General features: G+C 68.1%; 17 protein-coding genes and 5 tRNA genes. 7 read left to right on the top strand and 15 right to left on the bottom strand.

Annotated elements, in window-relative coordinates; genetic code table 11:
- Window positions 1-29: 29 nt before the first annotated feature.
- Entirely contained in the window at window positions 30-1853 is a 1824-nt protein-coding gene (locus GGR66_RS08070) for an alpha/beta hydrolase (protein WP_255421620.1), read from the top strand.
- Between the two features lie 385 nt (window positions 1854-2238).
- On the opposite strand, the gene GGR66_RS08065 is transcribed toward GGR66_RS08070, so the two are convergent.
- The 4 genes from GGR66_RS08065 to GGR66_RS08050 form a co-directional block, all read right to left on the bottom strand.
- A tRNA-Glu gene (locus GGR66_RS08065) sits at window positions 2239-2314 on the bottom strand.
- A gap of 44 nt (window positions 2315-2358) precedes the next feature.
- Window positions 2359-2434, bottom strand: a tRNA-Ala gene (locus GGR66_RS08060).
- A 113-nt stretch (window positions 2435-2547) separates the two neighbouring features.
- Window positions 2548-2623 (bottom strand) — tRNA-Glu (locus tag GGR66_RS08055).
- Window positions 2624-2669: 46 nt separating this feature from the next.
- Window positions 2670-2745, bottom strand: a tRNA-Ala gene (locus tag GGR66_RS08050).
- A gap of 442 nt (window positions 2746-3187) precedes the next feature.
- Between GGR66_RS08050 and GGR66_RS08045 the strand changes: the two genes are divergently transcribed.
- The 3 genes from GGR66_RS08045 (at window position 3188) to GGR66_RS08035 (ending at window position 7777) form a co-directional block, all read left to right on the top strand.
- Window positions 3188-3274: transfer RNA gene (locus GGR66_RS08045), tRNA-Leu, on the top strand.
- 162 nt (window positions 3275-3436) lie between these two features.
- Window positions 3437-3817, top strand: a complete 381-nt coding sequence (locus tag GGR66_RS08040) for a response regulator (RefSeq protein WP_160967995.1) — start codon at window positions 3437-3439, stop codon at window positions 3815-3817.
- 159 nt (window positions 3818-3976) lie between these two features.
- Window positions 3977-7777, top strand: a complete 3801-nt coding sequence (locus GGR66_RS08035) for a PAS domain-containing protein (RefSeq protein WP_255421619.1) — start codon at window positions 3977-3979, stop codon at window positions 7775-7777.
- A 93-nt stretch (window positions 7778-7870) separates the two neighbouring features.
- Here the strand turns inward: GGR66_RS08035 and GGR66_RS08030 are convergent, their stop codons facing one another.
- From GGR66_RS08030 to GGR66_RS08020, 3 genes are all read right to left on the bottom strand, one after another.
- Window positions 7871-10237 (bottom strand): Tex family protein, encoded by a 2367-nt coding sequence (locus GGR66_RS08030; protein WP_184447890.1) that lies wholly within the window; start codon window positions 10235-10237, stop codon window positions 7871-7873.
- A 95-nt stretch (window positions 10238-10332) separates the two neighbouring features.
- Window positions 10333-11898: a hybrid sensor histidine kinase/response regulator gene (locus GGR66_RS08025; RefSeq protein ID WP_237475364.1), complete on the bottom strand. Its 1566-nt coding sequence runs from the start codon at window positions 11896-11898 to the stop codon at window positions 10333-10335.
- A gap of 144 nt (window positions 11899-12042) precedes the next feature.
- The gene (locus GGR66_RS08020; protein WP_017907884.1) at window positions 12043-12258 is read right to left on the bottom strand and encodes a hypothetical protein; all 216 of its coding nucleotides are present in this window, start codon (window positions 12256-12258) and stop codon (window positions 12043-12045) included.
- Window positions 12259-12435: 177 nt separating this feature from the next.
- On the opposite strand from GGR66_RS08020, the gene GGR66_RS08015 reads away from it, so the two are divergent.
- On the top strand, window positions 12436-13647 hold the full coding sequence (locus GGR66_RS08015; protein ID WP_184447889.1) for an FAD-binding oxidoreductase: 1212 nt from the start codon (window positions 12436-12438) through the stop codon (window positions 13645-13647).
- Window positions 13648-13795: 148 nt separating this feature from the next.
- On the opposite strand, the gene GGR66_RS08010 is transcribed toward GGR66_RS08015, so the two are convergent.
- From GGR66_RS08010 to GGR66_RS07990, 5 genes are all read right to left on the bottom strand, one after another.
- On the bottom strand, window positions 13796-14251 hold the full coding sequence (locus tag GGR66_RS08010; RefSeq protein WP_184448109.1) for a hypothetical protein: 456 nt from the start codon (window positions 14249-14251) through the stop codon (window positions 13796-13798).
- Entirely contained in the window at window positions 14248-14448 is a 201-nt protein-coding gene (locus GGR66_RS08005; protein ID WP_026144177.1) for a PspC domain-containing protein, read from the bottom strand. The genes GGR66_RS08010 and GGR66_RS08005 overlap by 4 nt, the downstream gene beginning before the upstream one ends.
- 80 nt (window positions 14449-14528) lie before the next feature.
- Window positions 14529-15605 (bottom strand): class III poly(R)-hydroxyalkanoic acid synthase subunit PhaC, encoded by a 1077-nt coding sequence (locus GGR66_RS08000; protein ID WP_184447888.1) that lies wholly within the window; start codon window positions 15603-15605, stop codon window positions 14529-14531.
- Window positions 15602-16723 carry a class III poly(R)-hydroxyalkanoic acid synthase subunit PhaE gene (gene phaE / locus GGR66_RS07995; protein ID WP_184447887.1) on the bottom strand — a complete coding sequence of 374 codons (1122 nt, stop codon included), beginning with the start codon at window positions 16721-16723 and terminating at the stop codon, window positions 15602-15604. Before phaE ends, GGR66_RS08000 begins: the two co-directional genes overlap by 4 nt.
- A 45-nt stretch (window positions 16724-16768) precedes the next feature.
- The gene (locus GGR66_RS07990; RefSeq protein ID WP_160968077.1) at window positions 16769-17383 is read right to left on the bottom strand and encodes a phosphatidylcholine/phosphatidylserine synthase; all 615 of its coding nucleotides are present in this window, start codon (window positions 17381-17383) and stop codon (window positions 16769-16771) included.
- A gap of 142 nt (window positions 17384-17525) precedes the next feature.
- On the opposite strand from GGR66_RS07990, the gene GGR66_RS07985 reads away from it, so the two are divergent.
- Complete coding sequence (locus GGR66_RS07985) at window positions 17526-18284, top strand: 3-hydroxybutyrate dehydrogenase (protein WP_184447886.1); 759 nt, start codon at window positions 17526-17528, stop codon at window positions 18282-18284.
- A 769-nt stretch (window positions 18285-19053) separates the two neighbouring features.
- On the opposite strand, the gene GGR66_RS07980 is transcribed toward GGR66_RS07985, so the two are convergent.
- The 3 genes from GGR66_RS07980 to GGR66_RS07970 all read right to left on the bottom strand — a co-directional run bounded on the left by GGR66_RS07980 (window position 19054) and on the right by GGR66_RS07970 (window position 21064).
- Window positions 19054-19542 (bottom strand): 8-oxo-dGTP diphosphatase, encoded by a 489-nt coding sequence (locus GGR66_RS07980; protein ID WP_184447885.1) that lies wholly within the window; start codon window positions 19540-19542, stop codon window positions 19054-19056.
- Between the two features lie 77 nt (window positions 19543-19619).
- Window positions 19620-20117: a DUF1249 domain-containing protein gene (locus GGR66_RS07975; RefSeq protein ID WP_160967977.1), complete on the bottom strand. Its 498-nt coding sequence runs from the start codon at window positions 20115-20117 to the stop codon at window positions 19620-19622.
- Window positions 20118-20242: 125 nt separating this feature from the next.
- Window positions 20243-21064: a pyruvate, water dikinase regulatory protein gene (locus GGR66_RS07970; RefSeq protein ID WP_184447884.1), complete on the bottom strand. Its 822-nt coding sequence runs from the start codon at window positions 21062-21064 to the stop codon at window positions 20243-20245.
- Between the two features lie 145 nt (window positions 21065-21209).
- On the opposite strand from GGR66_RS07970, the gene ppsA reads away from it, so the two are divergent.
- On the top strand, window positions 21210-23585 hold the full coding sequence (gene ppsA / locus GGR66_RS07965) for a phosphoenolpyruvate synthase (RefSeq protein WP_160967973.1): 2376 nt from the start codon (window positions 21210-21212) through the stop codon (window positions 23583-23585).

Here is a 23585-nt window from a genome sequence, read left to right as displayed (position 1 = left end):
GCTGGTACCGCGGAATCCTCGCTTGCGCGATGCTGGGGCTGGCACTGTGTGCGGGCGGCTGCGCCAGCGTCACCGTGCAGCGCGTGGATGCGGCGCGCTACATCCAGGCCAAGCGCGGCGACGCGCTGAGCGCCGCGCGCCCCAGCGACGCCGCCCTGCAAACGCTGAACGTCGCCGGGCTCGACGTGGCAAGCTGCACGGCAAAGGTGCCGCCCTGCATCGACCAGTTGCTCGGCAATGCCGACCTGGACCAGGAACGCGTCCTGGCAACGGCAGCGGAACTATCGCTCCTGGCCGCGCAGCGTGCCGCCAGACAACGACCGGACAGCGACGCCACGCTGGCGGCCTGGCTGCAGACCGCGCGCTACGCCTACGCCTACCTGTTCTTCAGCGGACGCACGCCCAGCGAACGCGCCTTCGAGGAACGCCAGACCCAAGTGCGCGACTACTACAACTACGCCGTGCAGCAGGCTGTGACCGCGTTGTTCGCACGCTACCGACAGCATCCGCCCGCCACGCACGACGCCGACGCGCAGATCGCCGCCCTGCCCCACTGGACGGTGACGCTGGATGCCAGCGTGGGCAGCCCACAGGACATGCCGATGCCCAAGGCGATGCTCGTGGCCAGCGACCTGCGCTTCGACGGATTGCGCAGCGTGTATCGGCGCGACGGCTTCGGCGCGGAAATGGTCGCGGTCCTGCCGCAGCCGGCGGACGCCACGCGCGACGCCGATGCCGCGCCCGCCTACAGCGACATGCCCACGCCCAACCTCACGGTGTTGCTGCGCTTCGACGGCCGCAGCCTCAAGGAGGTGCTGGCCAGCCACACCGCGCACGTGGAGGTCCACGACCCCTCGGTCAGCGAGCGGGTGGCGATGGGCGGTGTCGACGTGCCGCTGGCGGCCAACTTCAGCGCCGGCTATGGCGTGTGGATGGCGCGCGCCGGCTTCGCCGCGCAATCGCTGCGTACCCTGCTCGGCCTGGGGCACGGCATCGACCGGCCGCATGTGTTCCTGACCCAGCCCTACGATCCGAACCGGCGCGTGCTGGTGCTGCTGCACGGACTGGCCAGCAGCCCGGAGGCCTGGGTGAACCTGGCCAACGACCTGCTCGGCGATCCGCAGGTCCGCGCGCGCTACCAGATCTGGCTGGTGTACTACCCGACCAACCTGCCGATCCCCTACACCCACCTGCAGGTTCGCACGGCGCTGCAGCAGACACTGGATCAGCTCGATCCGCAACGCCGCAGCGTGTCCGCACACGACATGGTGCTGATCGGACACAGCATGGGCGGCGTGCTGGCGCGCTTGATGGTGTCTTCCAGCGGCGGCGAGCGCCTGTGGCGAACCTTGTTCGACGAAACGAAGCTGGATCCGCAGGCACGTCAGGCGCTGCAGGACAGGCTCGGACAGATGCTGCATTTCGCGCCGATGCCGGAAGTGTCGGAGGCGATCTTCCTGGCCACGCCGCAGCGCGGCACGCCCGAGGCCGCCGGCACCGTCGGCGAACTGGCGCGCGCCGTGATCGGCCTGCCCCGGCGCGTCCTCGATCAGTTCAAGGACATCGCCGGCAAGGACAGGCTCGGCGCACTGCCCAACAGCATCGACAGCCTCAGCGACCGCGATCCCTTCATCCTCGCCGCGGCGCAGTTGCCGATCTCGCCGCAGGTGACCTACCACTCCATCATCGGGCAGGAGGATCCGCGCGTGCCGCTGGCGCAGTCCAGCGACGGCATCGTGCCGTACTGGAGTGCCCACCTGCCCGGCGCCGCCTCGGAAACGGTGATCGTCTCCGGGCACAGCGTGCAACGCACGCCGCAGGCGATCCTGCAGATCCGCCGGCTGCTGCACTGAACGGGCGTCAGCCCCTCTCCCCTCGGGGGAGGGGTTGCGGTGAGGGTACGGAGCGCAGCGACGCGCGGTCGGAATGCAAATGACGTATGTGCTGACGGCTGGAATGCTATGCGCGGCCGTACCCTCATCCGCCCCTGCGGGGCACCTTCTCCCGAAGGGAGAAGGGAGAAGCAAAGCCCCTCTCCCCTCGGGAGAGGGGTTGGGGTGAGGGTACGGGAGCAGCCACGCACCATGGATGCAAGCAGGCACTCAGAAGAAAGCCATTGTTCGAAGATGCAAGCAATCCACCGCTTGAAGCACACGCCCTGCGGCGCTCTTCCGTTCACCGCCCACGCCCACAACACCCATAAAAAAACACCCGGCAATGCCGGGTGTTTTCGAAAAATGGCGTCCCCACGGGGATTCGAACCCCGGTCGCCACCGTGAAAGGGTGATGTCCTAGGCCTCTAGACGATGGGGACGCGGATAACGATGTTGCTTTGCGGACGGCCTATGTCCGAAAAGTTGGTGGAGCCAGCCGGGATCGAACCGGCGACCTCTTGCATGCCATGCAAGCGCTCTCCCAGCTGAGCTATGGCCCCACGTGTACTGGCAGAAGCGGAATCATACCCGACTTTCTTCCGATGTACAAACCCCGCACTCAACATGTTCGGCAGAGCCGAACCCGGATGCGCGCGAGGAATTCCTGCGAAAATGGCGTCCCCACGGGGATTCGAACCCCGGTCGCCACCGTGAAAGGGTGATGTCCTAGGCCTCTAGACGATGGGGACGCTGTGTAACGGTGTCGCCTTTGCGGACGGCCTATGTCCGAAAAGTTGGTGGAGCCAGCCGGGATCGAACCGGCGACCTCTTGCATGCCATGCAAGCGCTCTCCCAGCTGAGCTATGGCCCCACGTGCTGCGAGGAGCGGAATATTAACGATCGTGATCGGCACACGCAAGCGTTTTTTTGCGGAACGTTCGCGACATCGCAAAGGCCATCGCCACGCCCTCTGGAATCGACTCGCGCCCCTGCTTTGCGCAGGGCGCACGGCTCACGCCAAGCCATTGCTGCGAGCTGCGTCTGGCGCGGTGCGTAGCGCAGAATCGCGCTGCGCCCGCGTCGCCACCGATCGCCCGCGATTGCCGATATCGGCACAACGCAAAGGGCGTGCGTGGCAAGCGCGCGGCAAGGGGGTTGCAACGGCGCACCACACATATAGGACGCACCGCAGGTGCAGAGAGCGGCTCAACACCACCACAGCCTCCGCTATGCCCTCACCTGTCCGGCCCCGACAACCGCAAGAACGGATCGCTAGCGGCGCGGGCGAACAGTCGGCTATACTCCGCGGCCGCGCCGAAGTGGCGGAATCGGTAGACGCAGCGGACTCAAAATCCGCCGCCCTTAAAAGCGTGTGGGTTCGAGTCCCACCTTCGGCACCAGGACTGACGGCAGCTTCGGCTGCCGTTTGTTTTTTGCGCGATCACCACAGCGCATTGACGGCGATCACAGGTAAACGCTTCATTTTCCTCTCGTCGTTTGTCTAGGCGGCGGCCGTGACGGTCCCGTTATACTTTCCGTTCCCAAACCTTAACGAGCAAGCGATGTCGGCATTGCGGGGCCTGCGTATCCTGGTGGTCGAGAACGACGAGATGAACGCCACGCTGCTCGAGCTGCAGCTTGCCCAGGCCGGTGCCGAGGTGGTTGGCGTCGCCGCCTCCGTGCAGCAGGCCCTTGCCCTGCTCGACAGCGAACGCCCGGACCGGGCCGTGCTCGACTTCCGCCTCTCCGCCGGCGAAACCAGCGAGCCGGTGGCGCGGGCGCTGAGCGAACGCGGCACCCCCTTCGTGCTCGCCACCGGGGTGGCGGCCGACGCCCTGCCTCCCGCCTTTACCGCCGGCGTGGTGCTCACCAAGCCCTACCTGTCCGAGCAGCTGATCAAGGCATTGCAGGACGCTCACGCCAAGACGACCGCAGGCCCCTGAGAATCCTCGGCAGTAAGCCCGCCGCCTGGCGGGGACGATTCGAGGGACTCAGCCATCAACGCCCAGGACTGTTCGCCGCCTCCTGTCCGGTTTCCCGCCGGCAGCGTCACGGGCGCCTTGCTGCGCGCCATCGATTGGCATGAGCACGAACTGGGCCCGATGGAGCAGTGGCCGCGGAGCCTGCTCACCGCGCTGTCGATCTGCCTGAACTCGCGGTTCCCGATGGCGGTGCGCTGGGGCGAGCGCCAGTTCAACCTCTACAACGACGCCTACGTGCCGATCCTCGGGCTGCGGCATCCGCAGGGCTTCGCCCGGCCGATGGAAGAGGTGTGGCCGGACGTGTGGCCGGAGGTCCGGGCGCAGGCAGACCAGGTGATGGCCAGCGGCGAATCGACCTGGAACGAACATATCCCGCTGAAGATGATGCGCAACGGCTACAGCGAGCAGGTGTACTTCACCTTCTCCTACAGCCCGCTGTTCGACGACGAGGGCCGCATCGCCGGCGTGCTGTGCGTGTGCACCGAGGACACCGCACGGATCACCCTGGCCCGCGAACGCGACACGCTACTGAAGGCGCTGGACGCGCAACGCGCGCAGATGGCCGACGCGTTCGAGCAGTCGCCGGCGGCGCTGGCGATCCTGCGCGGCCCGGACTACGTGATCGAGACCGTCAACCGGCGCTACCAGCAATTGATCGGACCACGCGACGTGGTCGGCCGGCTACTGACCGAGGCCATTCCCGAAATCCAGCAGCAGGGCGTCATCGGCCTACTCGACAACGTCCGCACCAGCGGCCAGGCGTTCATCGACGAGTCGATGACCTTCCACCTGTGCCGCAGCCCGCACGAAGCGACCTCGGAAACCACGCTGGAATGCGTGTACCAGCCGATGCACGACGCCGAGGGCCGGGTCAGCGGGATCCTGGTGCACGGCATCGACCGCACCGAGCAGGCGCGCGCGCAGGCGCACGACAGCTTCCTGCTGATGCTCGAGGACACCCTGCAGAACCTGCACAGCACCGAAGCCATCTGCGAGACCGGTGCCGCCCTGCTCGGCCAGCACCTGGGCGCCAACCGCTGCGCCTACGCGATCGTCGAGGCCGATGAGGACGTGTTCGACGTGCGCGCCGACTATGTCGACGGCGCCTCGCACCTGACCGGGCGCTCGCGCTTCAGCGACTTCGGCAGCGATCTGCTGGAGTGCATGCGCGAAAGCCGCCCATGGGTGGTACAGGATACCGAGACCCACCAGCCGCCGATGCGCCTGGACGATCCCAACTACCGCCGGCTGGGCATGCGCGCGGTGCTCACCGCGCCGCTGCACAAGGCCGGCCGCCTGGTCGCGGCGATCGGCGTGCACCAGACCCATCCGCGGGTGTGGACCTCGGCCGAGATCGAGTTGGTGCGGCTGGTCGCAGCGCGCTGCTGGGAGTCGATGGAGCGCGCGAGCGCGCAAAGTGAACTGGCCAGCAGTGCCGCACGCCTGAGCGAGCTGGCCGATGCGATGCCGCAGATCGTGTTCACCTCCACGTCGGATGGGCATGTCGACTACTTCAACCGGCGCTGGTACGAGTACACCGGGCTGCCGGTTGGCGAGGCCGGCTACGACAGCTGGCGCAAGGTGCACACCGAGGAAGGTCTGGCGCGGGTGATGGAGGTGTGGCCGGAGGCGCTGCGCAGCGGCAAACCGTACGAGATCGAGTATCCGCTGCGTCGCCACGATGGCGAGTACCGCTGGCACCTCGGCCGCGCCCTGCCGATCCGCGACGACAGCGGCCGCATCGTGCGCTGGATCGGCACCAACACCGACATCCACGACCGCCGCCTGGTCGAGCAACGCCTGCAGGAAAGCGAACTGCGCTTCCGTCAGCTGTGCGACAACGCGCCGGTCATGATCTGGATGTCCAATGCCGATGGCGACTGCGAATACATCAGCCGCCAATGGTATCTGTTCACCGGGCAGAGCGAGCAGGAAGCGCTGGGCAGCGGCTGGCAGGAAATGATCCATGCCGACGACCTGGCCACGGTGGGCCGTACCCTGGCGCGCGCCTGCGCGGATCGTCGCGCCTACACCGTGGAGTACCGCCTGCGCCGCCACGACGGGGAATACCGCTGGTGCGTGGACACCGCCACACCGCGCTTCAGCTCGTCGGGCCAGTTCCTCGGCTTCATCGGCTCGCTGCTGGACATCGCCGAGCGCAAGCGCATCGAGAACGCCACCGCCGCCGAGCGTGCGGCGCTGGAGATGATCACCACCGGCAAGCCGCTGAACGCCGTACTGGAGGCGATCGCGCGCGGCATCGAGTCGCAGAGCGATGTCGGCCTGCGCTGCACCATCATGCTGGTCGACGAGCACCGCCAGTGCCTGCTGGAGGGGGCCGCGCCAAGCATGCCGCAAGGCTTCCGCAAGGCCGTGCAGCGCTTGCCGATCGGTCCCAACACCGGTTGCTGCGGACGCGCCGCCTACCTGCGCCGACAAGTGCTGTGCAGCGACGTGCGGGTCAATCCGCATTGGCAGGACTATCTGGCCGTGGCCATGGAAGCGGACATCATCGCCTGCTGCTCGACGCCGATCCTGGCCAGCGACGGCGAAGTGCTGGGCGTGGTCGCGCTGTACCACCCGTTCGTGCACTACCCCAACCCGCACGAACAGGACCTGGCGCGCTCGGCCTCGCACCTGGCCGGCATCATCATCGAGCGCCGCGGTACCGACCTGCGCCTGCAGCAGCTGCTCGCCGCCGAGCAGAGCGCGCGCAGCGAGGCCGAGCGCGCCAGCCGCATGAAGGACGAATTCCTGGCCACGCTCAGCCACGAACTGCGCACGCCGCTCAACGCGATCCTGGGTTGGTCGCGGTTGATGCAGGACGAGGCGGTACGCGAGAAGGATCTGGGCAAGGGTCTGGAGGTGATCGAACGCAGCGCCCATTCGCAGGCGCAGATCATCGACGACCTGCTGGACATGAGTGCGATTCTGTCCGGCAAGGTGCACCTGGAGCCCAACGACCTGGACCTGCGCGGACTGCTCGGCGAGACCATCGATGCGGCCCGCCCCGGCGCGCAGAACAAGGGTGTCGACATCGTGCTGGTCGCCGACGAGGCCACCGCCCTGCCCTATCTGGGCGATCCGGTGCGGCTGCAGCAGGTGCTGACCAATCTGATCGGCAACGCGATCAAGTTCACCCCCAGCGCCGGCACGGTCACGGTGACCCTGGACAGCACCAGCACCCATGTGCGCATCGCCGTCAGCGATACCGGCATCGGCATCGACCCGGCGTTCCTGCCACATGTGTTCGACCGCTTCCGTCAGGCCGATGCGAGCAGCACGCGCAGCGCCGGCGGTCTCGGCCTGGGCCTGGCGATCGCCAAGCAACTGGCCGAACTGCACCAGGGACAGTTGTCGGTCAGCAGCGATGGCGTCGGCCTCGGCGCGACCTTCACCCTGCTGCTGCCGCGCAACGACCTGCAGAGCCTGGACCCGATCCGCCGCGACGACGCGGCGCTGTCCGGCGGCGCGCTGCGCCGCGGCGGCATTCGCCTGGACGGCGTGCGCGTGCTGGTGGTGGACGACGACATGGATTCGCGCGGCGTCACCCAGCGCTTCCTGCAGGAGGCCGGCGCCGTGGTCGAGACCGCGGTCTGCGCCGACGATGCCGAGGCGCTGCTGCGCGAGCGGCCGTATGCGCTGCTGGTCAGCGACGTCGGCATGCCGCGCCGCGACGGCCACAGCCTGATCCGCAGCGTCCGCAGCCGCGGCGCCGGTGCGGCCAGCCGCATCCCGGCCATTGCCCTGACCGCCTACGTGCGCAGCGAGGATCGTGCGCTGGCTCTGGAGGCCGGCTTCGATGCGCACCTGGGCAAGCCAGTGGATCCGGTCAAGCTGCTTGGGCTGGCCGCGTCGCTGGTGGCGCCACCACCGGCCACGCTCGCGCCGGACCAGAGCCCGCACGCCGAACCGGCCTGATCAGGCCGGTTCGGCGCATTGCGCGACCGCAGCGGGCGATCGCGACTGCAACGGCCGGCGCAGGCGCGCCGGCGCTCCTCCTCTTCTGGAACGTCAGCCGCGCTTGGCGCGGGCGAACGCGTCGGCGAGCGCGCTGTTGACCGGCGCCGCCGCCGTAGCCGGACGCGGCTTGGCGTTGCCGCCGCCCGGGTTGCCGCGCCCGTCGCGCTCGCGCCGCGGTGGGCCGCCGGCATTCCGCGCACCGCTGTCGCGGTCGGCGGGACGCGCCGGTGCCGGCGTGTCGTCCAGGCGCCGGGTCAGCGCGATGCGCTTGCGCGCCACGTCCACCTCCAGCACCTTGACCTTGACGATGTCGCCGGCCTTGACCACGTCGCGCGGATCCTTGACGTAGCTGTCCGAGAGCGCGGAGATGTGCACCAGACCGTCCTGGTGCACGCCGATGTCGACGAACGCGCCGAAGGCGGCGACGTTGCTGACCACGCCTTCCAGCACCATGCCCGGCTTGAGGTCCTTGATGTCCTCCACGCCGTCGGCGAAACGCGCGGCCTTGAACTCCGGGCGCGGATCGCGGCCCGGCTTTTCCAGTTCCTTGAGGATGTCGCGCACGGTCGGCAGGCCGAACTTCTCGTCGGTGAACTGGTCCGGCCTGAGGCCGCGCAGGAAGCCGCCGTCGCCGATCAGCGCCTTGATCGGCTTGCCGGTGGCGCCGACGATGCGCTCCACCACCGGGTAGGCTTCCGGATGCACCGCCGAGGCGTCCAGCGGCTCCTCGCCATCGGCGATGCGCAGGAAGCCGGCGCATTGTTCGAAGGTCTTGTCGCCCAGCCGCGGCACCTTGAGCAGGTCCTTGCGGCGCTTGAACGGGCCGTTGTCGTCGCGGTGGCGCACGATGTTCTCGGCCACGCTCGACGACAGCCCGGACACCCGCGAGAGCAGCGCCGCCGAAGCGGTATTGACGTACACACCGACCGCGTTCACGCAATCCTCCACGCGCGCATCCAGCGCCCGCGCCAGGCGGTACTGGTCGACGTCGTGCTGATACTGGCCCACGCCGATCGCCTTGGGCTCGATCTTGACCAGTTCCGCCAGCGGATCCTGCAGGCGCCGCGCGATCGACACCGCGCCGCGCAGCGACACGTCGAGCTGCGGGAATTCCTTGGCGGCGAACTCGGAGGCCGAGTACACCGAGGCGCCGGCCTCGCTGACCACGATCTTCTCCAGCTTCAGCTGCGGGTTCTGCTTGATCAGATCCGCGGCCAGCTTGTCGGTCTCGCGGCTGGCGGTGCCGTTGCCGATCGCGATCAGTTCCACGCCGTGCTGCGTGCACAGCTGCCGCAGCGTGTGCAGCGACTGGTCCCACTGCCGGCGCGGCTCGTGCGGGTAGATGGTGTCGGTGGCCAGCAGCTTGCCGGTAGCGTCGACCACGGCGATCTTGCAGCCGGTGCGGATGCCCGGGTCCAGGCCCAGGGTCACGCGCGGCCCGGCCGGCGCCGCCAGCATCAAGTCCTGCAGGTTGTCGCCGAACACCGCGATCGCCTCGGCCTCGGCCTTTTCGCGCGCCTGGTTGAACAGGTCCAGCAGCAGGTGCATGTGCAGCTTGGCGCGCCAGGTCATGCGGCAGGCATCCAGCAGCCAGCGATCGCCGGGGCGGCCCTGGTTGGCGATGCCGGCACGCAACGCGACGCGGCCTTCGGCGTACTGGTGGCCGGCCTCGGCCTCGCTGCCCGGATCCAGTTCCAGGTACACGATCTCCTCGCGGCGCGCGCGGAACAGCGCCAGCAGCCGGTGCGAGGGAATCTTTGCCAGCGCTTCGGCATGGTCGAAGTAGTCGCGGTACTTGGCGCCTTCCTGCTCCTTGCCCTCGGCCACGCGGGCGCGGATGACGCCCACCTCGCCCAGCCAACTGCGCAGTTCGCCGACCAACGCGGCGTCCTCGCCCCAGCGCTCCATCAGGATCGCGCGCGCGCCTTCCAGCGCGGCCTTGACGTCGGCCACGCCCTTGTCGGCATCGACGAAGCCGGCGGCGAAGGTCTCCGGCACCAGCGCCGGATCGGCCAGCAGGCCGTCGGCCAGCGGCTCCAGCCCGGCCTCGCGGGCGATCTGCGCGCGCGTGCGGCGCTTGGGCTTGTATGGCAGGTACAGATCTTCCAGCCGCGACTTGGTATCGGCGGCGACGATCTCCGCGCGCAGCTCGTCGCTGAGCTTGCCCTGCTCGGCGATGCTGGCCAGCACCGCGGCACGGCGCTCTTCCAGTTCGCGCAGATAGGTCAGGCGCACTTCCAGGTTGCGCAACTGGGTGTCGTCCAGCCCGCCGGTCACTTCCTTGCGGTAGCGCGCGATGAACGGGACGCTGGCGCCCTCGTCGAGCAGGGCGATGGCGGCGCGGGCCTGCGCCGGCTGCGCGCCGATCTCGGCGGCGATGGTGTTGGCGATCTGCTGGGCGAGCTGAGTGTCGTGCATTGCGTCCGGCCGAAGCCGCCTTGCGGAAAACCCGCATTTTCGCAGTGCGCGCGCCGCCGGGAAACCCCGTTGACAGGCGCGCGCCGACCTGTCGGTCAGCTCACGCCGTTGGGACCGTCCAACACCATGCGCACTTTGCGGGTGAGCTCCTGGCGGTTATACGGCTTGGCCAGCACCTCGAACTCGTTGCCGCCGGCATCGGTGCGCTCGATCGAGGACTCCGCATAGCCGGTGGTCAGCAGCACCTTGATCTTGGGCCGGCGCCGCCGCGCCTCGCGCGCCAGCATCACGCCGTTGAGGCCGCCCGGCATGATCAGGTCCGAATACAGCAGGTCCACGTGCACGCCGGTGTCGAGCAGTTCCAGCGCCTCGCGGGCGTTGTAGACGACATGCGTGGCATAGCCCTGGTCCTCCAGGAACAGCCGCGCCAGCTCGGCGATGTCCGGCCGGTCCTCGACGATCAGGATGGTCTCGTCGCCCTGGCGGTCGAACGGACGGCGCGTGCGCGAATCGCGCGGCGCCATGTTCTCGACGTTGTCGTCGATCGGGAAGTACAGGCGCACGGTGGTGCCGTGGCCATCCTCCGAATACAGGCGCACCGCGCCGCCGGACTGCTTGGCGAAGCCGTACACCATCGACAGGCCCAGGCCGGTGCCCTTGCCTTCTTCCTTGGTGGTGAAGAACGGATCCAGCACCCGCGTCAGCACCTCCGGCGGCATGCCGCTGCCGTTGTCGGTGATCGACACGCATACATAATGGCCGGGCAGCAGGTTGTCGTAGGTGGTGGGTTCGTCAGCGCGCACCGAGACGTTGCGGGTCTGGATCACCAGGCGCGGCGATGCCTGTTCGGCCATGGCATCGCGGGCATTGATCAGGATGTTCAGCAGCGCCACCTCGGCCTGGGTCGGGTCGATCCGGCAGTTGCGCAGGTCCGGCGCCAGTTCCAGCGAAAACGCGATGCCATCGCCCAGCGTCCGCTCGGCCACATCGCTCATCCCGGCCACCAGGGTATTGAGGTTGAGCACGCGCCCTTCCAGTTTCTGCTTGCGCGCGAACGCCAGCAACTGCTGGGTCAGGCGCGCGGCCTGGCCGGCGGCATCGCGCGCGCGGTCCACGCTCTTGCGCAGCAGCAGCGGATTCAGCGGATCGCTCTCGACCGCATGCTCGATCAGTTCCAGGTACCCGGACATGACCTGCAGCAGGTTGTTGAAGTCGTGTGCGATACCGCCGGTGAGCTGGCCCAGCGCTTCCATCTTCTGCGCCTGGCGCAGCGCATCCTCGGCGTCGCGGCGACGGCTGACGTCCAGCTGCGAACCGAAGAAGTACACCAGCTCGCCGCGGTCGTCGTAGACTGGAGAGATGTACAGCGCGTTCCAGAAGCTGGAACCGTCCTTGCGGTAGTTGAGGATCTCCACCGCCACTTCGTCGCTCGAGGTGATCGCATCGCGGATGCTGCGCACCGTTTCCCGGTCGGTGTCCGGCCCCTGCAGGAAACGGCAGTTGTTGCCGATCAGCTCATCGCTGCCATACCCGGTCATCTCCAGGAACGCGCGATTGACGAAGATGATCGGGTTGTCCGGCTGCCGCGGATCGGTGACGATCATGGGCATGCGCGTGGTCTGCACGGCAGCGAAGAAGATATCGCTGCGCTGGTTGGACATGTCGGTGGGAGCGTCAGGGTCGACGGTGGTGTGCGGCGCCGGGCAGTTGCTGATTTCTGGTGCGGGCATGGTCGATGGCAGGTCGATGCGAACCGTCGCTGGCCCGGCTAGACGGGCGGCCACACCGGGGTTCGCACGCCGGCGTCAACGCGAATAATACCTGTGCAGGCGTTCTACCACGATATCGTCCTGCAGCGACTCCAGGGCCATGATCCGCACCTGCCGGTCGCTCAACGCCAGCACGCGCTCGACATAGATTTCCGGGCCTGCCTCGGTTTCCTTCATGGACTTGCGGAAACCGTAGGGCACCACGCCCTTCTCTCCGTCCTTGCTGCCACCGATATACAGAACGACCGACATGACGCTTTCTCTACAGGGAATTCGTGGAACTGGCGCGCACCATACACAGCGCCATGTGAGGGACTTCTGCACCGAGGTTAATCGCGGCTGTTTGCCCGAGCATGACGTCCGCCGCGGCTCACGCGGACTTAACCAGGCCTGCGCGTAAGTCGCACATCCTTTCTGCGCCGGGGCGTCATGGATCTCAAGAGCGGTTATCCCTTCTGGTCGGTCCGCAACGGCCTCATGCAGAGTTTCCCGCAGCTACGCGACGACGTGCGCTGCGATGTCGCCGTGGTCGGCGGCGGCATCACCGGCGCGCTGATCGCCGAAGAACTGAGTACGCACGGGCACGCGGTGACAGTGCTGGAGCAGCGCGACATCGGCTGGGGCAGCACCGCCGCCAGCACGGCACTGTTGCAGTACGAGATCGACACCCACCTGATCGACCTGGCCAAGCGCTATGGCGAACGGGCCGGCGCCCTCGCCTATGGCGCCTGCGCGCAGGCGTTGGAGCAATTGCGCGACCTGGTGCGGCCGCTGCGCGATGTCGACTTCGGCTGGAACGACAGCCTGTACTACGCCAGCAAGCGCCGGCACGTGCGGGTGCTACAGGAAGAGCTGGAGGTGCGTGCGCGGCACGGCCTGGACGTGGCATGGCTGGACGCACAGACCCTGGACACCGACTACGGCATCCAGGCGCACGGCGCGATCCTCAGTCACCAGGCCGCGCGAGTGGATCCGTACCGCCTCACCTATCGCCTGCTCGGCCGCGCGTTCCGGCGCGGCGTCGGCGTCTACGACCGCACCCGCATCGCGCGGATCGTGGTCAATGGCCGAGGCGTGACCCTGCACACCGACCAGGGCGCGCAGGTGCGCGCCGGCCACGTGGTGATGGCCGCCGGCTACGCCAATCAGCATTGGCTGGACCAGCGCGTGGCGCGCAACCGCAGCAGCTACGCCTTCGTCAGCGACCCGCTGGAACCCTCCGTCCTCGGCCCGCTGCGCGACACCATGATCTGGGAAAGCGCGCGGCCGTACCTGTACCTGCGCAGCACCGGCAACGGCCGCGTCGTCGCCGGAGGCGAGGACGACAGCGTGGATGTGCCGGCGCGCCGCGACGCGCGCGTCGACAGCAAGGCGCGCACGCTGTCGCGCAAGATCGCCAAGGTGATGCCGGGGCTGGAGCTGCAGCCGACCTTCGCCTGGGCCGGTACCTTCGCCGAGACCGAGGACGGCCTGCCGTTCTTCGGCCCGCACCCGCAGCACGGCCCGCGCGTACAGTTTGCGATGGCCTACGGCGGCAACGGCATCACCTACAGCATGATCGGCGCCGGCCTGCTGCGCGCGCAGATCGAGCGGCATGCGCATCCGCTCAAACAGCTGTTCGGCTTCTCCCGGCTCGACTGACCCAAGCCGCTACAAGCGCCACTGGTACCTCCGTAGGAGCAGCTTCAGCCGCGGCCGGGGCGTTCCCAGGAAGCCCGTCGCGGCTGAAGCCGCTCCTACGCGATAACGTCGTGCATGGCGAAAGCAGCGGTGTGCTGGCGCCACGCACTCATCCCGTGCCCGGCCACCAACCTCGGCCGTGCAGTGCATAGCGATCGGCGGCGCGTTCCAATGGATTGCGCACGCTGACCCCGCCGCACACCAGGTACACCGGCAGGAACAACGGTCCCAGCAGCATGTACTGCAGCACGTGCGCACGTTCGTGGTCGCCGAGCCGTACCGCGGGATGCCGGCAACGACCGGCGGCGTGTTCGTAGGTGGCGCAGGCCACGTCCAGATCGTCGGCGCTGAGCAGGATCACGTTGCCCAGGGTCATCGCCCCGCGCGGCCGCAACGGCATCCGCTCGAACACCAGCGCCAGCTCGCGGCGGCTGAAGCGCAGGCGCGCACCGAAGGCCAGCGCGATGCCCCCAGCAAGCACACCGAGCAAGGTATTGGGCAAGGTCCACAGCACACCAACGGCGATGCCGGCACGGCGCCAGGCCGGCGGCAGCGGCCGCTTCAGTCGGCTTCGTTGGGAATCAGCAGCCACAGGATCAGGTAGACCAGGATGCCGGGGAAGGCGGCCGAGACGATCGAGCCGACCACGTACAGCACCCGCAGCAGGGTCGCATTCCAGCCGAAGCGGTGAGCGATGCCGCCCATCACGCCCGCGATCATGCGGTCGTTCAAGGAGCGCGACAGCGAACGGGGTTGCGACATGGCGGCGGCTCCAGCAACGGCGGCAACCCACTCTACCCGCGCCGGGCGGGCACCGCGTGACGGAACGCGGCGATCAGCGCTCAGTGCCCGCCATCGCGTTCGGCCAGCCACCGGTGCAGCGCCGCCGGCACTTCGCGCTGGGCACGGCCGGAGACGTAGATGCCGATATGGCCGCCGCGGAAACTCAGCTCGGCGTAGTCGCGGCTGCCGACCACGCCGCGCAGCGCCCGCGAGGCGTCCGGCGGCACCAGGTGGTCCTGCTCGGCATAGACGTTGAGCACCGGCATGGTGACCCGGCCCAGGTCCACCGTGTGCGCACCGATGCGCGCGCGCCCGTGCATCAGCGCATTGTCCTGGTAGAACTGCTTGACGAACTCGCGGAAGGTCTCGCCGGCCAGATCGGGCGAATCGAAGATCCATTTCTCCATGCGCAGGAAATCTTCCAGCGCCCGCGGATCGTCGAGGATGTCGAGCAGACCGACGTACTTCTGCAGATTCAGTCGGAACGGCTTGAGCATCAGGTAGCTGACGTTCATCAGATCCGCCGGCACGTTGCCCAGCGTGTCCACGAACAGGTCGACGTCGACCTGGCGCGCCCAGTTGGACAGCATGTTGTCCGGGGTATGGAAATCCACCGGCGTGACCATGGTGACCAGGTTGCGCACCTTCTCCGGCTGCAGCGCCGCGTAGCACAGCGAGAACGTGCCGCCCTGGCAAATGCCGAGCATGTTGACCGGCGCGCCGTCAGCGGCCGCGCGCAGATGGTCCACTGCGCCGTCGATATAGCGCAGCAGGTAATCCTCCAGCGTCAGGTAACGCTCGGACCGATCCGGGTAGCCCCAGTCCAGCACGTAGACGTCCTCGCCCAGCGCCAGCAGGCCCTGCACCAGCGAGCGGTCGGCCTGCAGATCGACCATGTAGGGGCGGTTGACCAGGGCATAGACGATCAGCAGCGGCACATTGGCGGTGGGCGGGCGCTCGCCGACGAAGCGGTACAGCACCACCTTGCCGTCGCGCCACACTTCCTGGCGCGCGGTCGCGCCGTAGTCCACCGTGTCCAGGCCCGGGAGCACGCGCAGGCCTTCGAGCAGCTTGCGTTGCAGCTCCAGGGTTTCCTGGACCAGATCGTCGCTGCTGAAACTCAGCGGTCCCTTCATGCGCGACTCCGACGCCCAGCGGGCTTGGTTCCCGCCCGCCGCGACGGGGTGGCGGGCGCGGCCTTCGCTGGCTTGGCGGCGTTGGATCTGGATTTGGATTCGGGTGCGCCTGCTGCCGCCTTCGCAGCGGCGGGCTTGGCTGCGGTCTTCCTGGCGCTTTTCCGCGGCACAGAAGAAGCCGGCGCAGCAGCAGGTGCAGGCGCGACAGGCGCACCCTGCCCTTCTGCGCGCTCGATCCGCCGCAGCCGCCGTTCCAGGTCGGCGATACGCCGATGCGCGGCATCCAGTTCGGTGCGTGTGGGCAGGCCAACCTGCTCGCAGACCTGCTCGGTCTCGCGCTGCAGCAGGGCGCGCAGGCGCATCTGCGCGTTGGCGACGTCTGCGTAGACCTGGCGGAACTCCGGCGACAGCGCGGCCGCCGCATAGGCCTCCTCGGCCGCATCGATCCACAGGTCGAACATCGCCCGCGCATTGGTCAGTTGCCGGCCCGGGTCCTCGTGGCCGCGCAGCTTCTCCTCGAACAGGCCGAAGGCGCGGTCGATGGCGCCCTGCAGCAGCCCCAGATAGGCCTGCAACTGCGCCTGGTAGTCCTGCTGCGCCTTGGCCAGCGCCCGCCAGCGCGCCTGGTGGTTGCGCGCCGGGCCGAACCCGGGCATCTGCAGCCACGGACCGCTGTCGCGCTGCAGCCCTTGCAGCCACTGCGCCGCCTGCTGCAACCACGGATCGATGCCACCCTGACCGGTGCCGCGCACCGCGCCCAGCAGCCATTGCAGCAACTGCTCGCGCTGGCCCTGCACCTGGCGCTTCCAGGCGTCGGCGACGTCGGCGCTGCTGGCGTCGCGGCCGGCGAACTGCGCGGCCACCTGCTGCATCGCGCCGAGCCAGTCGCCGGCATGTTGCTGGAATTGCGCCACCGCGTCCTCGGCCTGCGGCGCGCTACCGCGCGGCAGCCACTGGCTCCAGGCCGCGATCGCCTCGCGCCAGGAACCGGTGCCGTCGCCAGCCGCGGCCGACGCGGGGGCCGGTGCGCCCTGGCGCAACGCGGCATTCCAGGCCTCCCAGTACTGCCGCGTCATCGCCTCGAAATCGCCGGCGCCACCGCCGCCGCTAGCCTTCATCGCCACTCTCCCGAACTGGCCCGCGATGATAGCAACCCGCTGCGATCAGGGCTTGGGAATGCGCAGCGTCTTGCTGATCATCAGCGAGCCGGACAAGGCGAACAGCAGCGACAGCGGGTGCAGCAGCCACGGCCCCAGTCGCCATTCGCCCCACCACAAGGCATCGCCGATATGGCCAAGGTGCGCGGCGACCGCCAGCACGATGACCAAGCCCAGACTGCTCGGGATCGGCGTGCCCTCGAAGTACGGCACCTTGTCGCCGTCGCCGGCGATCTGCTCGGCGGTGACGTTGTAGCGCGCCAGGCGGCTGACCCCGCAGCAGACGAAGAAACTCAGCACCAGCCAGTCCCAGCCGCCCTGCATGCCGCAGGCATAGGCCAGCGCGGCCGGGGCCACGCCGAAGGAGATCACGTCGGCCAGCGAGTCCAGCTCGCGGCCCAGCGTGGAGGACGACTTGCGCCAGCGCGCCACTCGGCCGTCCAGCGCGTCGAACACGAACGCCAGCGGGATCAGCGCCATGCCGAACAGCAGATCGCTGCGGCGGCCGTCCTGCAGGAAGCGCATCGCCGCGAACACCGCGCCGGTGCCGCAGAAGGCATTGGCCAGGGTGAACCAGTCGGCCAGCTGGAACTCGCGCAGCATGGAGAAGTGGCGTTTCATCGGCATAACGTGGCGGATCCGGCGTGAGCGGCGAGCGACGGCACAGGGTAGCGTGGCGCCGCCGCACTGGCGAGCGGCCGCTGCCGGGCGGCGCCGCGCGCTGCTACGCTGGCCGCTCCCCACTTCCGCGCAGGCACTCCCCATGCAGACCGTCCTGATCACCGGCGCCGCCAGCGGCATCGGCGCCGGCATCGCCCGCGAACTGGCCGCGGGCGGCCGCCACATCGTCGTCAGCGACCTCGACCTGGCGGCCGCCGACGCGGTCGCCGCGCAGTTGCGCCAGGCCGGCGGCTCGGCCGAGGCGGTGGCGCTGGACGTGGCCAGCGCAGACAGCATCGCGGCGGCGCTGGCCGCCGTCAGCCGGCCGGTGGACGTGCTGGTCAACAACGCCGGGCTGCAGCACGTGGCGCCATTGCAGGAGTTCCCGATGGACAGGTGGAGCCTGCTGGTGGAGGTGATGCTGACCGGCGTGGCGCGGCTGACCCAGGCGGTGCTGCCGGGCATGCGCGAGCGCGGCTTCGGCCGCATCGTCAACATCGGCAGCATCCACTCGCTGGTCGCCAGCCCATACAAGAGTGCCTACGTCGCCGCCAAGCACGGCCTGGTCGGCTTCTCCAAGGTGATCGCGCTGGAGACCGCCGATACCGACATCACCATCAACACGCTCTGCCCCAGCTATGTGAAAACGCCGCTGGTGGACAAGCAGATCGCCGACCAGGCGCGCACCCGCGGCATTTCCGAAGCCGACGTGATCGCCCAGGTGATGCTCAAGCCGATGCCCAAGGGCGTGTTCATCGCCTACGACGAACTGGCTGGCTGCGTGGCGTTCCTGGCCTCGCCGGCGGCGCGCAACATCACCGCGCAGACCATCGCCATCGACGGCGGCTGGACCGCGCAATAGCGTTGCGGCAAGCACGCAGGTCCGGTTGCTGGATCGCGCGTTCGACACTGGCGAATTTTTCGCCAGCGCGGCGACGGTCGTTGCGGCACAACGCCACCCGGATCTTATCCACAGCGTTCGTGCGATTTCATCCACACCGGCTGTGGAGAAGCGCGACCGGGACTGCTGAAATTTTCACCACCCGGCAAAATCGGGCAGCCATTTCAGTGACTTGCCATGCTTGCCCACAGGCTTGTGCAGGATCGATCCACAGCCGCTGTGGACAAGCCCGACGCGGCGTCACGCGGAGGCGACCGAGCGGTGCGCCGGACGACGGGAGAGGCGCTAGCACTCGTCCTTCTCCCCTCGGGAGAAGGTGCCCCGCAGGGGCGGATGAGGGTGCGGGCGAAGCCTCGCACCCAAACTCCGCGAGACGCTTTCGCGCCGGACCCTCACCCCCAACCCCTCTCCCGGCGGGAGAGGGGCTTAGGCTGTTCCCTTCTCTTATTGGGAGAAGGTGCCCGCAGGGGCGGATGAGGGTGCGGGCGAAGCCTCGTGCACCCAAACTCCGCGAGACGCTTTCGCGCCGTACCCTCACCCCCAACCCCTCTCCCGGTGGGAGAGGGGCTTAGGCTGTTCCCTTCTCTCATTGGGAGAAGGGACCCCACAAGGGCGGATGAGGGTGCGGGCGAAGCCTCGTGCACCCAAACTCCGCGAGACGCTTTCGCGCCGGACCCTCACCCCAACCCCTCTCCCGGCGGGAGAGGGACTTTATGGCAGCACGAGCGTGTCAGACCCGCGAATAGCGCCAGGACTGCATGCGCCCGTCGCGGTACGGCATGACCCCGTGGAACGGGCGCGGGTCGCCGTCGAACACCAGCGGCAGGAAGTGACGGTCGCCCTCCCACAGCGGCAGCGTGTCCATCTGCGCGATCGGCACCCAGGCCAACGTGCCCTCCGCGTTCTCGGCGAACGGCTCGCCCGTGTAAGCCTCGATCAGGAACACGAAACCCAGCCAGTCCTCGCCGTGCTTGCCGAACCCCGGCCAGCTGATGGTGCCGCGCAATTGCAGCGCCTCGCAGGTGATGCCGGCCTCTTCCAGGATCTCGCGGCGCATGCCGGCCAGCACGTCCTCGTCCGCCTCCACCTTGCCGCCAAGACCGTTGTACTTGCCCAGGTGATGGTCGCCGGGCCGGGCATTGCGGTGGACCAGCAGCACCTGGGTACGGTCGGGCGAGAGCACGTAGCCCAAGGTGGCGACGATGGGGGTGTAAGGCATGCGGTGACGGCGGAGGGCGACGGGCGCGCAGTATGCCGTATCCGCGCTGTCGCCTGGTCTAGCCTGAGGCTAGACGTTTAAACGGCCGGCGTCGCGGCGTCGCGCGGCAGGGGCGGCGCCGGTCGCAGCGTGGCCACGCCGTGGCCGCGCTCGGCCAGGTATTCCAGCCATTTGCCTAGGAAGGTGTTCATGCGCATGCGGTGGCTGATCAACTCCGCCGGCGGCGGGTACAGCCCCATCACGTCCTGCCAGCGGCGGCCGACGTAGCAATGCGTGGTCTCGGCCTGGCGCGCGTCCAGGTACAGGCGCACGTAGGCCGATGGGTCCGGCTCCCCGGTCAGCGGATCGCACAGGTCGTAGGTCAGGCGCAGTTCGACGGTGTAGCGGTGCCGCTCGATCACATCCAGGCGCAGGTCCAGGCCGTCGCCGATGCTGGACACGTAGCTGCCGGCCTCGAGGTCGGCCGGCACGAACAGGCGGTTCAGGTGCAGATAGTTCTCGGCGTACAGCCCCATCAGCCAGCCGAAACGGCTGAGCCGGGGGATGCGTTCGCTGCGGGTCATGGCGTGCTGCATGGACCGATCCTACACGCTGGATCGCGCCGGCGGCAGCATTGACGGATCGGCGCCGGCGGCCTACCGTGGAAATCCATGCGGCGACGTGCGGAAATTCCATTGCCGCCAGGAGCGGCCCGGCCCGCTCAGAACATCTCGCGCTGCAGTCCCAGCGTCGTCAGCACCTTGCTGGAAATCTCCTCGATCGAGGTATGCGTGGTGCTCAGGGTCGGAATCCGCTCCATGCGGAACATGGTTTCGGCGGCCGCCACTTCGCGCCGGCAGGTCTCCGCACTGGAGTAGCGCGAATTCGGCCGCCGCTCCTGGCGAATCTGCTGCAACCGTTCCGGATCGATGGTCAGCCCGAACAGCTTGTTGCGGTAGGCGCGCAACCGCGGCGGCAACCGATCGCTCTCCAGATCCTCGTCGGTCAACGGATAGTTGGCCGCGCGCACGCCGTAATGCAGTGCCAGGTAGATGCAGGTCGGCGTCTTGCCCGCGCGCGAGACCGCCACCAGGATCACGTCGGCCTCGTCGTAGGTGAGCGCGATGCCGTCGTCGTGCGCGAGTGCGAAGTTCATCGCGTTGATGCGGCGGTGGTAGGTCTCGAAATCGACCAGACCGTGCGCCTGCCCCACCCGCGAGTGCCGCGGCGCGTTCAATTCGCGCTCCAGCGGCTCGATGAAGGGCGCGAACACGTCGAGCATCAGCGCCCCGCTCTCGGCCAGCAACATGCTCAGTTGCGGATCGACGCAGGAGTTGACCACGATCGGCCGAACCTGATAGCGCTCGCCCGCGGCATGGATGCGCTGCGCCGCGTCACGGGCTTTTTCCGGATCGTCGACGAACGACATGCGGTCGGTGACGAAGCTGAAACCGCTGAACTGGGTGAGCAGGCTATGCCCAATGGTTTCAGCGGTGATACCGGTTCCATCGGACACGTAGAACACCGGTCTGATCGTCGACATTGCCTGCATTCTCCTGGCTGAAACCCAACGGATGCGCCCGCTTCGCTTGTGCCGGCTCGGGTGCGCACTGCATCATATCGGCTTCTTCCCTCACGGACGCGGCCATTCAGCCCGCCTCGGGCGATGGCCTAACGGAGCATCGCGCTTGAACGAGAACATCCTGTGGTTGCATGAGCTGCGCCTGGCCGACCTGGCTCGCGTTGGTGGCAAGAATTCCTCCCTCGGCGAAATGATCGGCAACCTGGCGGGCCTCGGCGTGTCCGTGCCGGGCGGCTTCGCCACCACTGCCGAAGCGTTCAAGGCCTTCGTCGCCCACAACGATCTGTACCAGCGCATCTTCGACAAGCTGGCTACGCTGGACGTGGAAGACGTGGGCGCACTGACCGCCGCCGGCAAGGAAATCCGCGGCTGGGTGATCGACGCGCCGCTGCAGCCGGAACTGGACCAGGCGATCCGCGAGGCCTATGCGCAGCTATGCAGCGAGAACGGCGGCGGCGACGTGGCCGTGGCGGTGCGCTCCTCGGCGACCGCCGAAGACCTGCCCGACGCCAGCTTCGCCGGCCAGCAGGAGACCTTCCTCAACGTGACCGGCGCCGACGATGTCGTGCACAAGGTCAAGGAAGTCTTCGCCAGCCTCTACAACGATCGCGCCATCGCCTACCGCGTGCACCACGGCTTCAAGCACGAGGACGTGTTCCTTTCGGCCGGCGTGCAGTTGATGGTGCGCTCCGGCGTCGGCTCCTCCGGCGTGCTGTTCACCCTGGACACCGAATCCGGTTTCCGCGACGTGGTGTTCGTTACCTCGAGCTTCGGCCTCGGCGAGATGGTCGTGCAGGGCGCGGTCAATCCCGACGAGTTCTACGTCTACAAGCCCACCCTCAAGGCCGGCAAGCCGGCGATCCTGCGCCGTTCGCTGGGCAGCAAGCTGATCCGCATGGTGTATTCGGACGTGCCCGGCGAGCGCGTGCGCATCGAGGACACCCCGGCCGAACTGCGCAACACCTTCTCGATCAACGACGAGGATGTGCAGGAACTGGCCAAGCAGGCGCTGGTGATCGAGCAGCACTACCAGCGGCCGATGGACATCGAGTGGGCGAAGGACGGCGTCAGCGGCAAGCTGTTCATCGTGCAGGCGCGCCCGGAAACGGTGAAGTCGCGCGGCCACGCCACTCAGATCGAACGCTTCGCGCTGCAGCAGCGCGGCGAGGTGATCGCCGAAGGCCGTGCCATCGGCCAGAAGATCGGTGCCGGCGTCGCCCGCGTGGTACGCAGCCTGGACGACATGAACCGGGTGCAGCCCGGCGACGTGCTGGTCGCGGACATGACCGATCCCGATTGGGAGCCGGTGATGAAGCGCGCCTCGGCGATCGTCACCAACCGCGGCGGCCGCACCTGCCACGCGGCGATCATCGCCCGCGAGCTGGGCGTGCCGGCAGTGGTCGGCACCGGCAACGCGATGGAGCTGGTCGAGGACGGCAAGGAAGTGACGGTCAGCTGCGCCGAAGGCGATACCGGCTACATCTATGGCGAGCGCCTGCCGTTCGAGCGCACCACCACGGACCTGGGCAACATGCCGCCGGCGCCGCTGAAGATCATGATGAACGTGGCCAACCCAGAGCGCGCGTTCGATTTCGGCCAGCTGCCCAATGCCGGCATCGGCCTGGCGCGCCTGGAAATGATCATCGCCGCGCACATCGGCATCCATCCCAATGCGCTGCTGGAATACGCCAAGCAGGATGCGGCGACCAAGAAGAAGATCGACGCGAAGATCGCCGGTTACGCCGATCCGGTGAGCTTCTACGTCAACCGTCTGGCCGAAGGCATCGCCACGCTGACCGCGTCGGTGGCGCCGCACCCGGTGATCGTGCGCCTGTCGGACTTCAAGTCCAACGAGTACGCCAACCTGATCGGCGGCAGCAACTACGAACCGCACGAAGAGAACCCGATGATCGGCTTCCGCGGCGCCAGCCGCTACGTCGACCCGAGCTTCGCCGCGGCGTTCGCGCTGGAATGCAAGGCCGTGCTCAAGGTCCGCAACGAAATGGGCCTGGACAACATGTGGGTCATGATTCCGTTCGTGCGCACCCTCGAGGAAGGCCGCAAGGTCGTCGAGGTGTTGGCCAGCAACGGTCTGCGCCAGGGCGAGAACGGCCTGAAGATCATCATGATGTGCGAGGTGCCGTCGAACGCGCTGCTGGCCGAGGAATTCCTGGAGATCTTCGACGGCTTCTCGATCGGCTCCAACGATCTCACCCAGCTCACCCTGGGCCTGGACCGCGACTCCTCGATCGTGGCGCACCTGTTCGACGAGCGCAATCCGGCGGTCAAGAAGATGCTGTCGATGGCGATCAAGGCCGCGCGCGCCAAGGGCAAGTACGTGGGCATCTGCGGCCAGGGCCCGTCGGATCACCCGGACCTGGCCGAGTGGCTGATGCAGGAAGGCATCGAGTCGGTGTCGTTGAATCCCGACACCGTGGTCGACACCTGGCTGCGCCTGGCCAAGCTCAAGAGCCAGGGGTGA

Origin of the sequence: Xanthomonas sp. 3498 (genome assembly GCF_014199795.1) — a bacterium.
Lineage (GTDB): Bacteria > Pseudomonadota > Gammaproteobacteria > Xanthomonadales > Xanthomonadaceae > Xanthomonas_A > Xanthomonas_A rydalmerensis.
Note: the sequence above shows the minus strand (reverse complement) of the source record. Positions and strands in the feature narration are given on the sequence as shown.

Excerpts from the sequence above, each read along its gene's own strand:
- GGR66_RS08020 (WP_017907884.1), bottom strand. The coding sequence starts at position 12,258 with ATGTCGGTCGTTCTGTATATCGGTGGCAGCAAGGACGGAGAGAAGGGC.
- phaE (WP_184447887.1), bottom strand. The coding sequence starts at position 16,723 with ATGAAGGCTAGCGGCGGCGGTGGCGCCGGCGATTTCGAGGCGATGACG.
- GGR66_RS08005 (WP_026144177.1), bottom strand. The coding sequence starts at position 14,448 with ATGTCGCAACCCCGTTCGCTGTCGCGCTCCTTGAACGACCGCATGATC.
- GGR66_RS07980 (WP_184447885.1), bottom strand. The coding sequence starts at position 19,542 with ATGCCTTACACCCCCATCGTCGCCACCTTGGGCTACGTGCTCTCGCCC.
- GGR66_RS08040 (WP_160967995.1), top strand. The coding sequence starts at position 3,437 with ATGTCGGCATTGCGGGGCCTGCGTATCCTGGTGGTCGAGAACGACGAG.
- GGR66_RS07990 (WP_160968077.1), bottom strand. The coding sequence starts at position 17,383 with ATGAAACGCCACTTCTCCATGCTGCGCGAGTTCCAGCTGGCCGACTGG.
- GGR66_RS08025 (WP_237475364.1), bottom strand. The coding sequence starts at position 11,898 with ATGTCCAACCAGCGCAGCGATATCTTCTTCGCTGCCGTGCAGACCACG.
- GGR66_RS08015 (WP_184447889.1), top strand. The coding sequence starts at position 12,436 with ATGGATCTCAAGAGCGGTTATCCCTTCTGGTCGGTCCGCAACGGCCTC.
- GGR66_RS08030 (WP_184447890.1), bottom strand. The coding sequence starts at position 10,237 with ATGCACGACACTCAGCTCGCCCAGCAGATCGCCAACACCATCGCCGCC.
- GGR66_RS08035 (WP_255421619.1), top strand. The coding sequence starts at position 3,977 with ATGGAGCAGTGGCCGCGGAGCCTGCTCACCGCGCTGTCGATCTGCCTG.
- GGR66_RS08070 (WP_255421620.1), top strand. The coding sequence starts at position 30 with ATGCTGGGGCTGGCACTGTGTGCGGGCGGCTGCGCCAGCGTCACCGTG.
- GGR66_RS07970 (WP_184447884.1), bottom strand. The coding sequence starts at position 21,064 with ATGTCGACGATCAGACCGGTGTTCTACGTGTCCGATGGAACCGGTATC.
- GGR66_RS07985 (WP_184447886.1), top strand. The coding sequence starts at position 17,526 with ATGCAGACCGTCCTGATCACCGGCGCCGCCAGCGGCATCGGCGCCGGC.
- GGR66_RS08000 (WP_184447888.1), bottom strand. The coding sequence starts at position 15,605 with ATGAAGGGACCGCTGAGTTTCAGCAGCGACGATCTGGTCCAGGAAACC.
- GGR66_RS07975 (WP_160967977.1), bottom strand. The coding sequence starts at position 20,117 with ATGCAGCACGCCATGACCCGCAGCGAACGCATCCCCCGGCTCAGCCGT.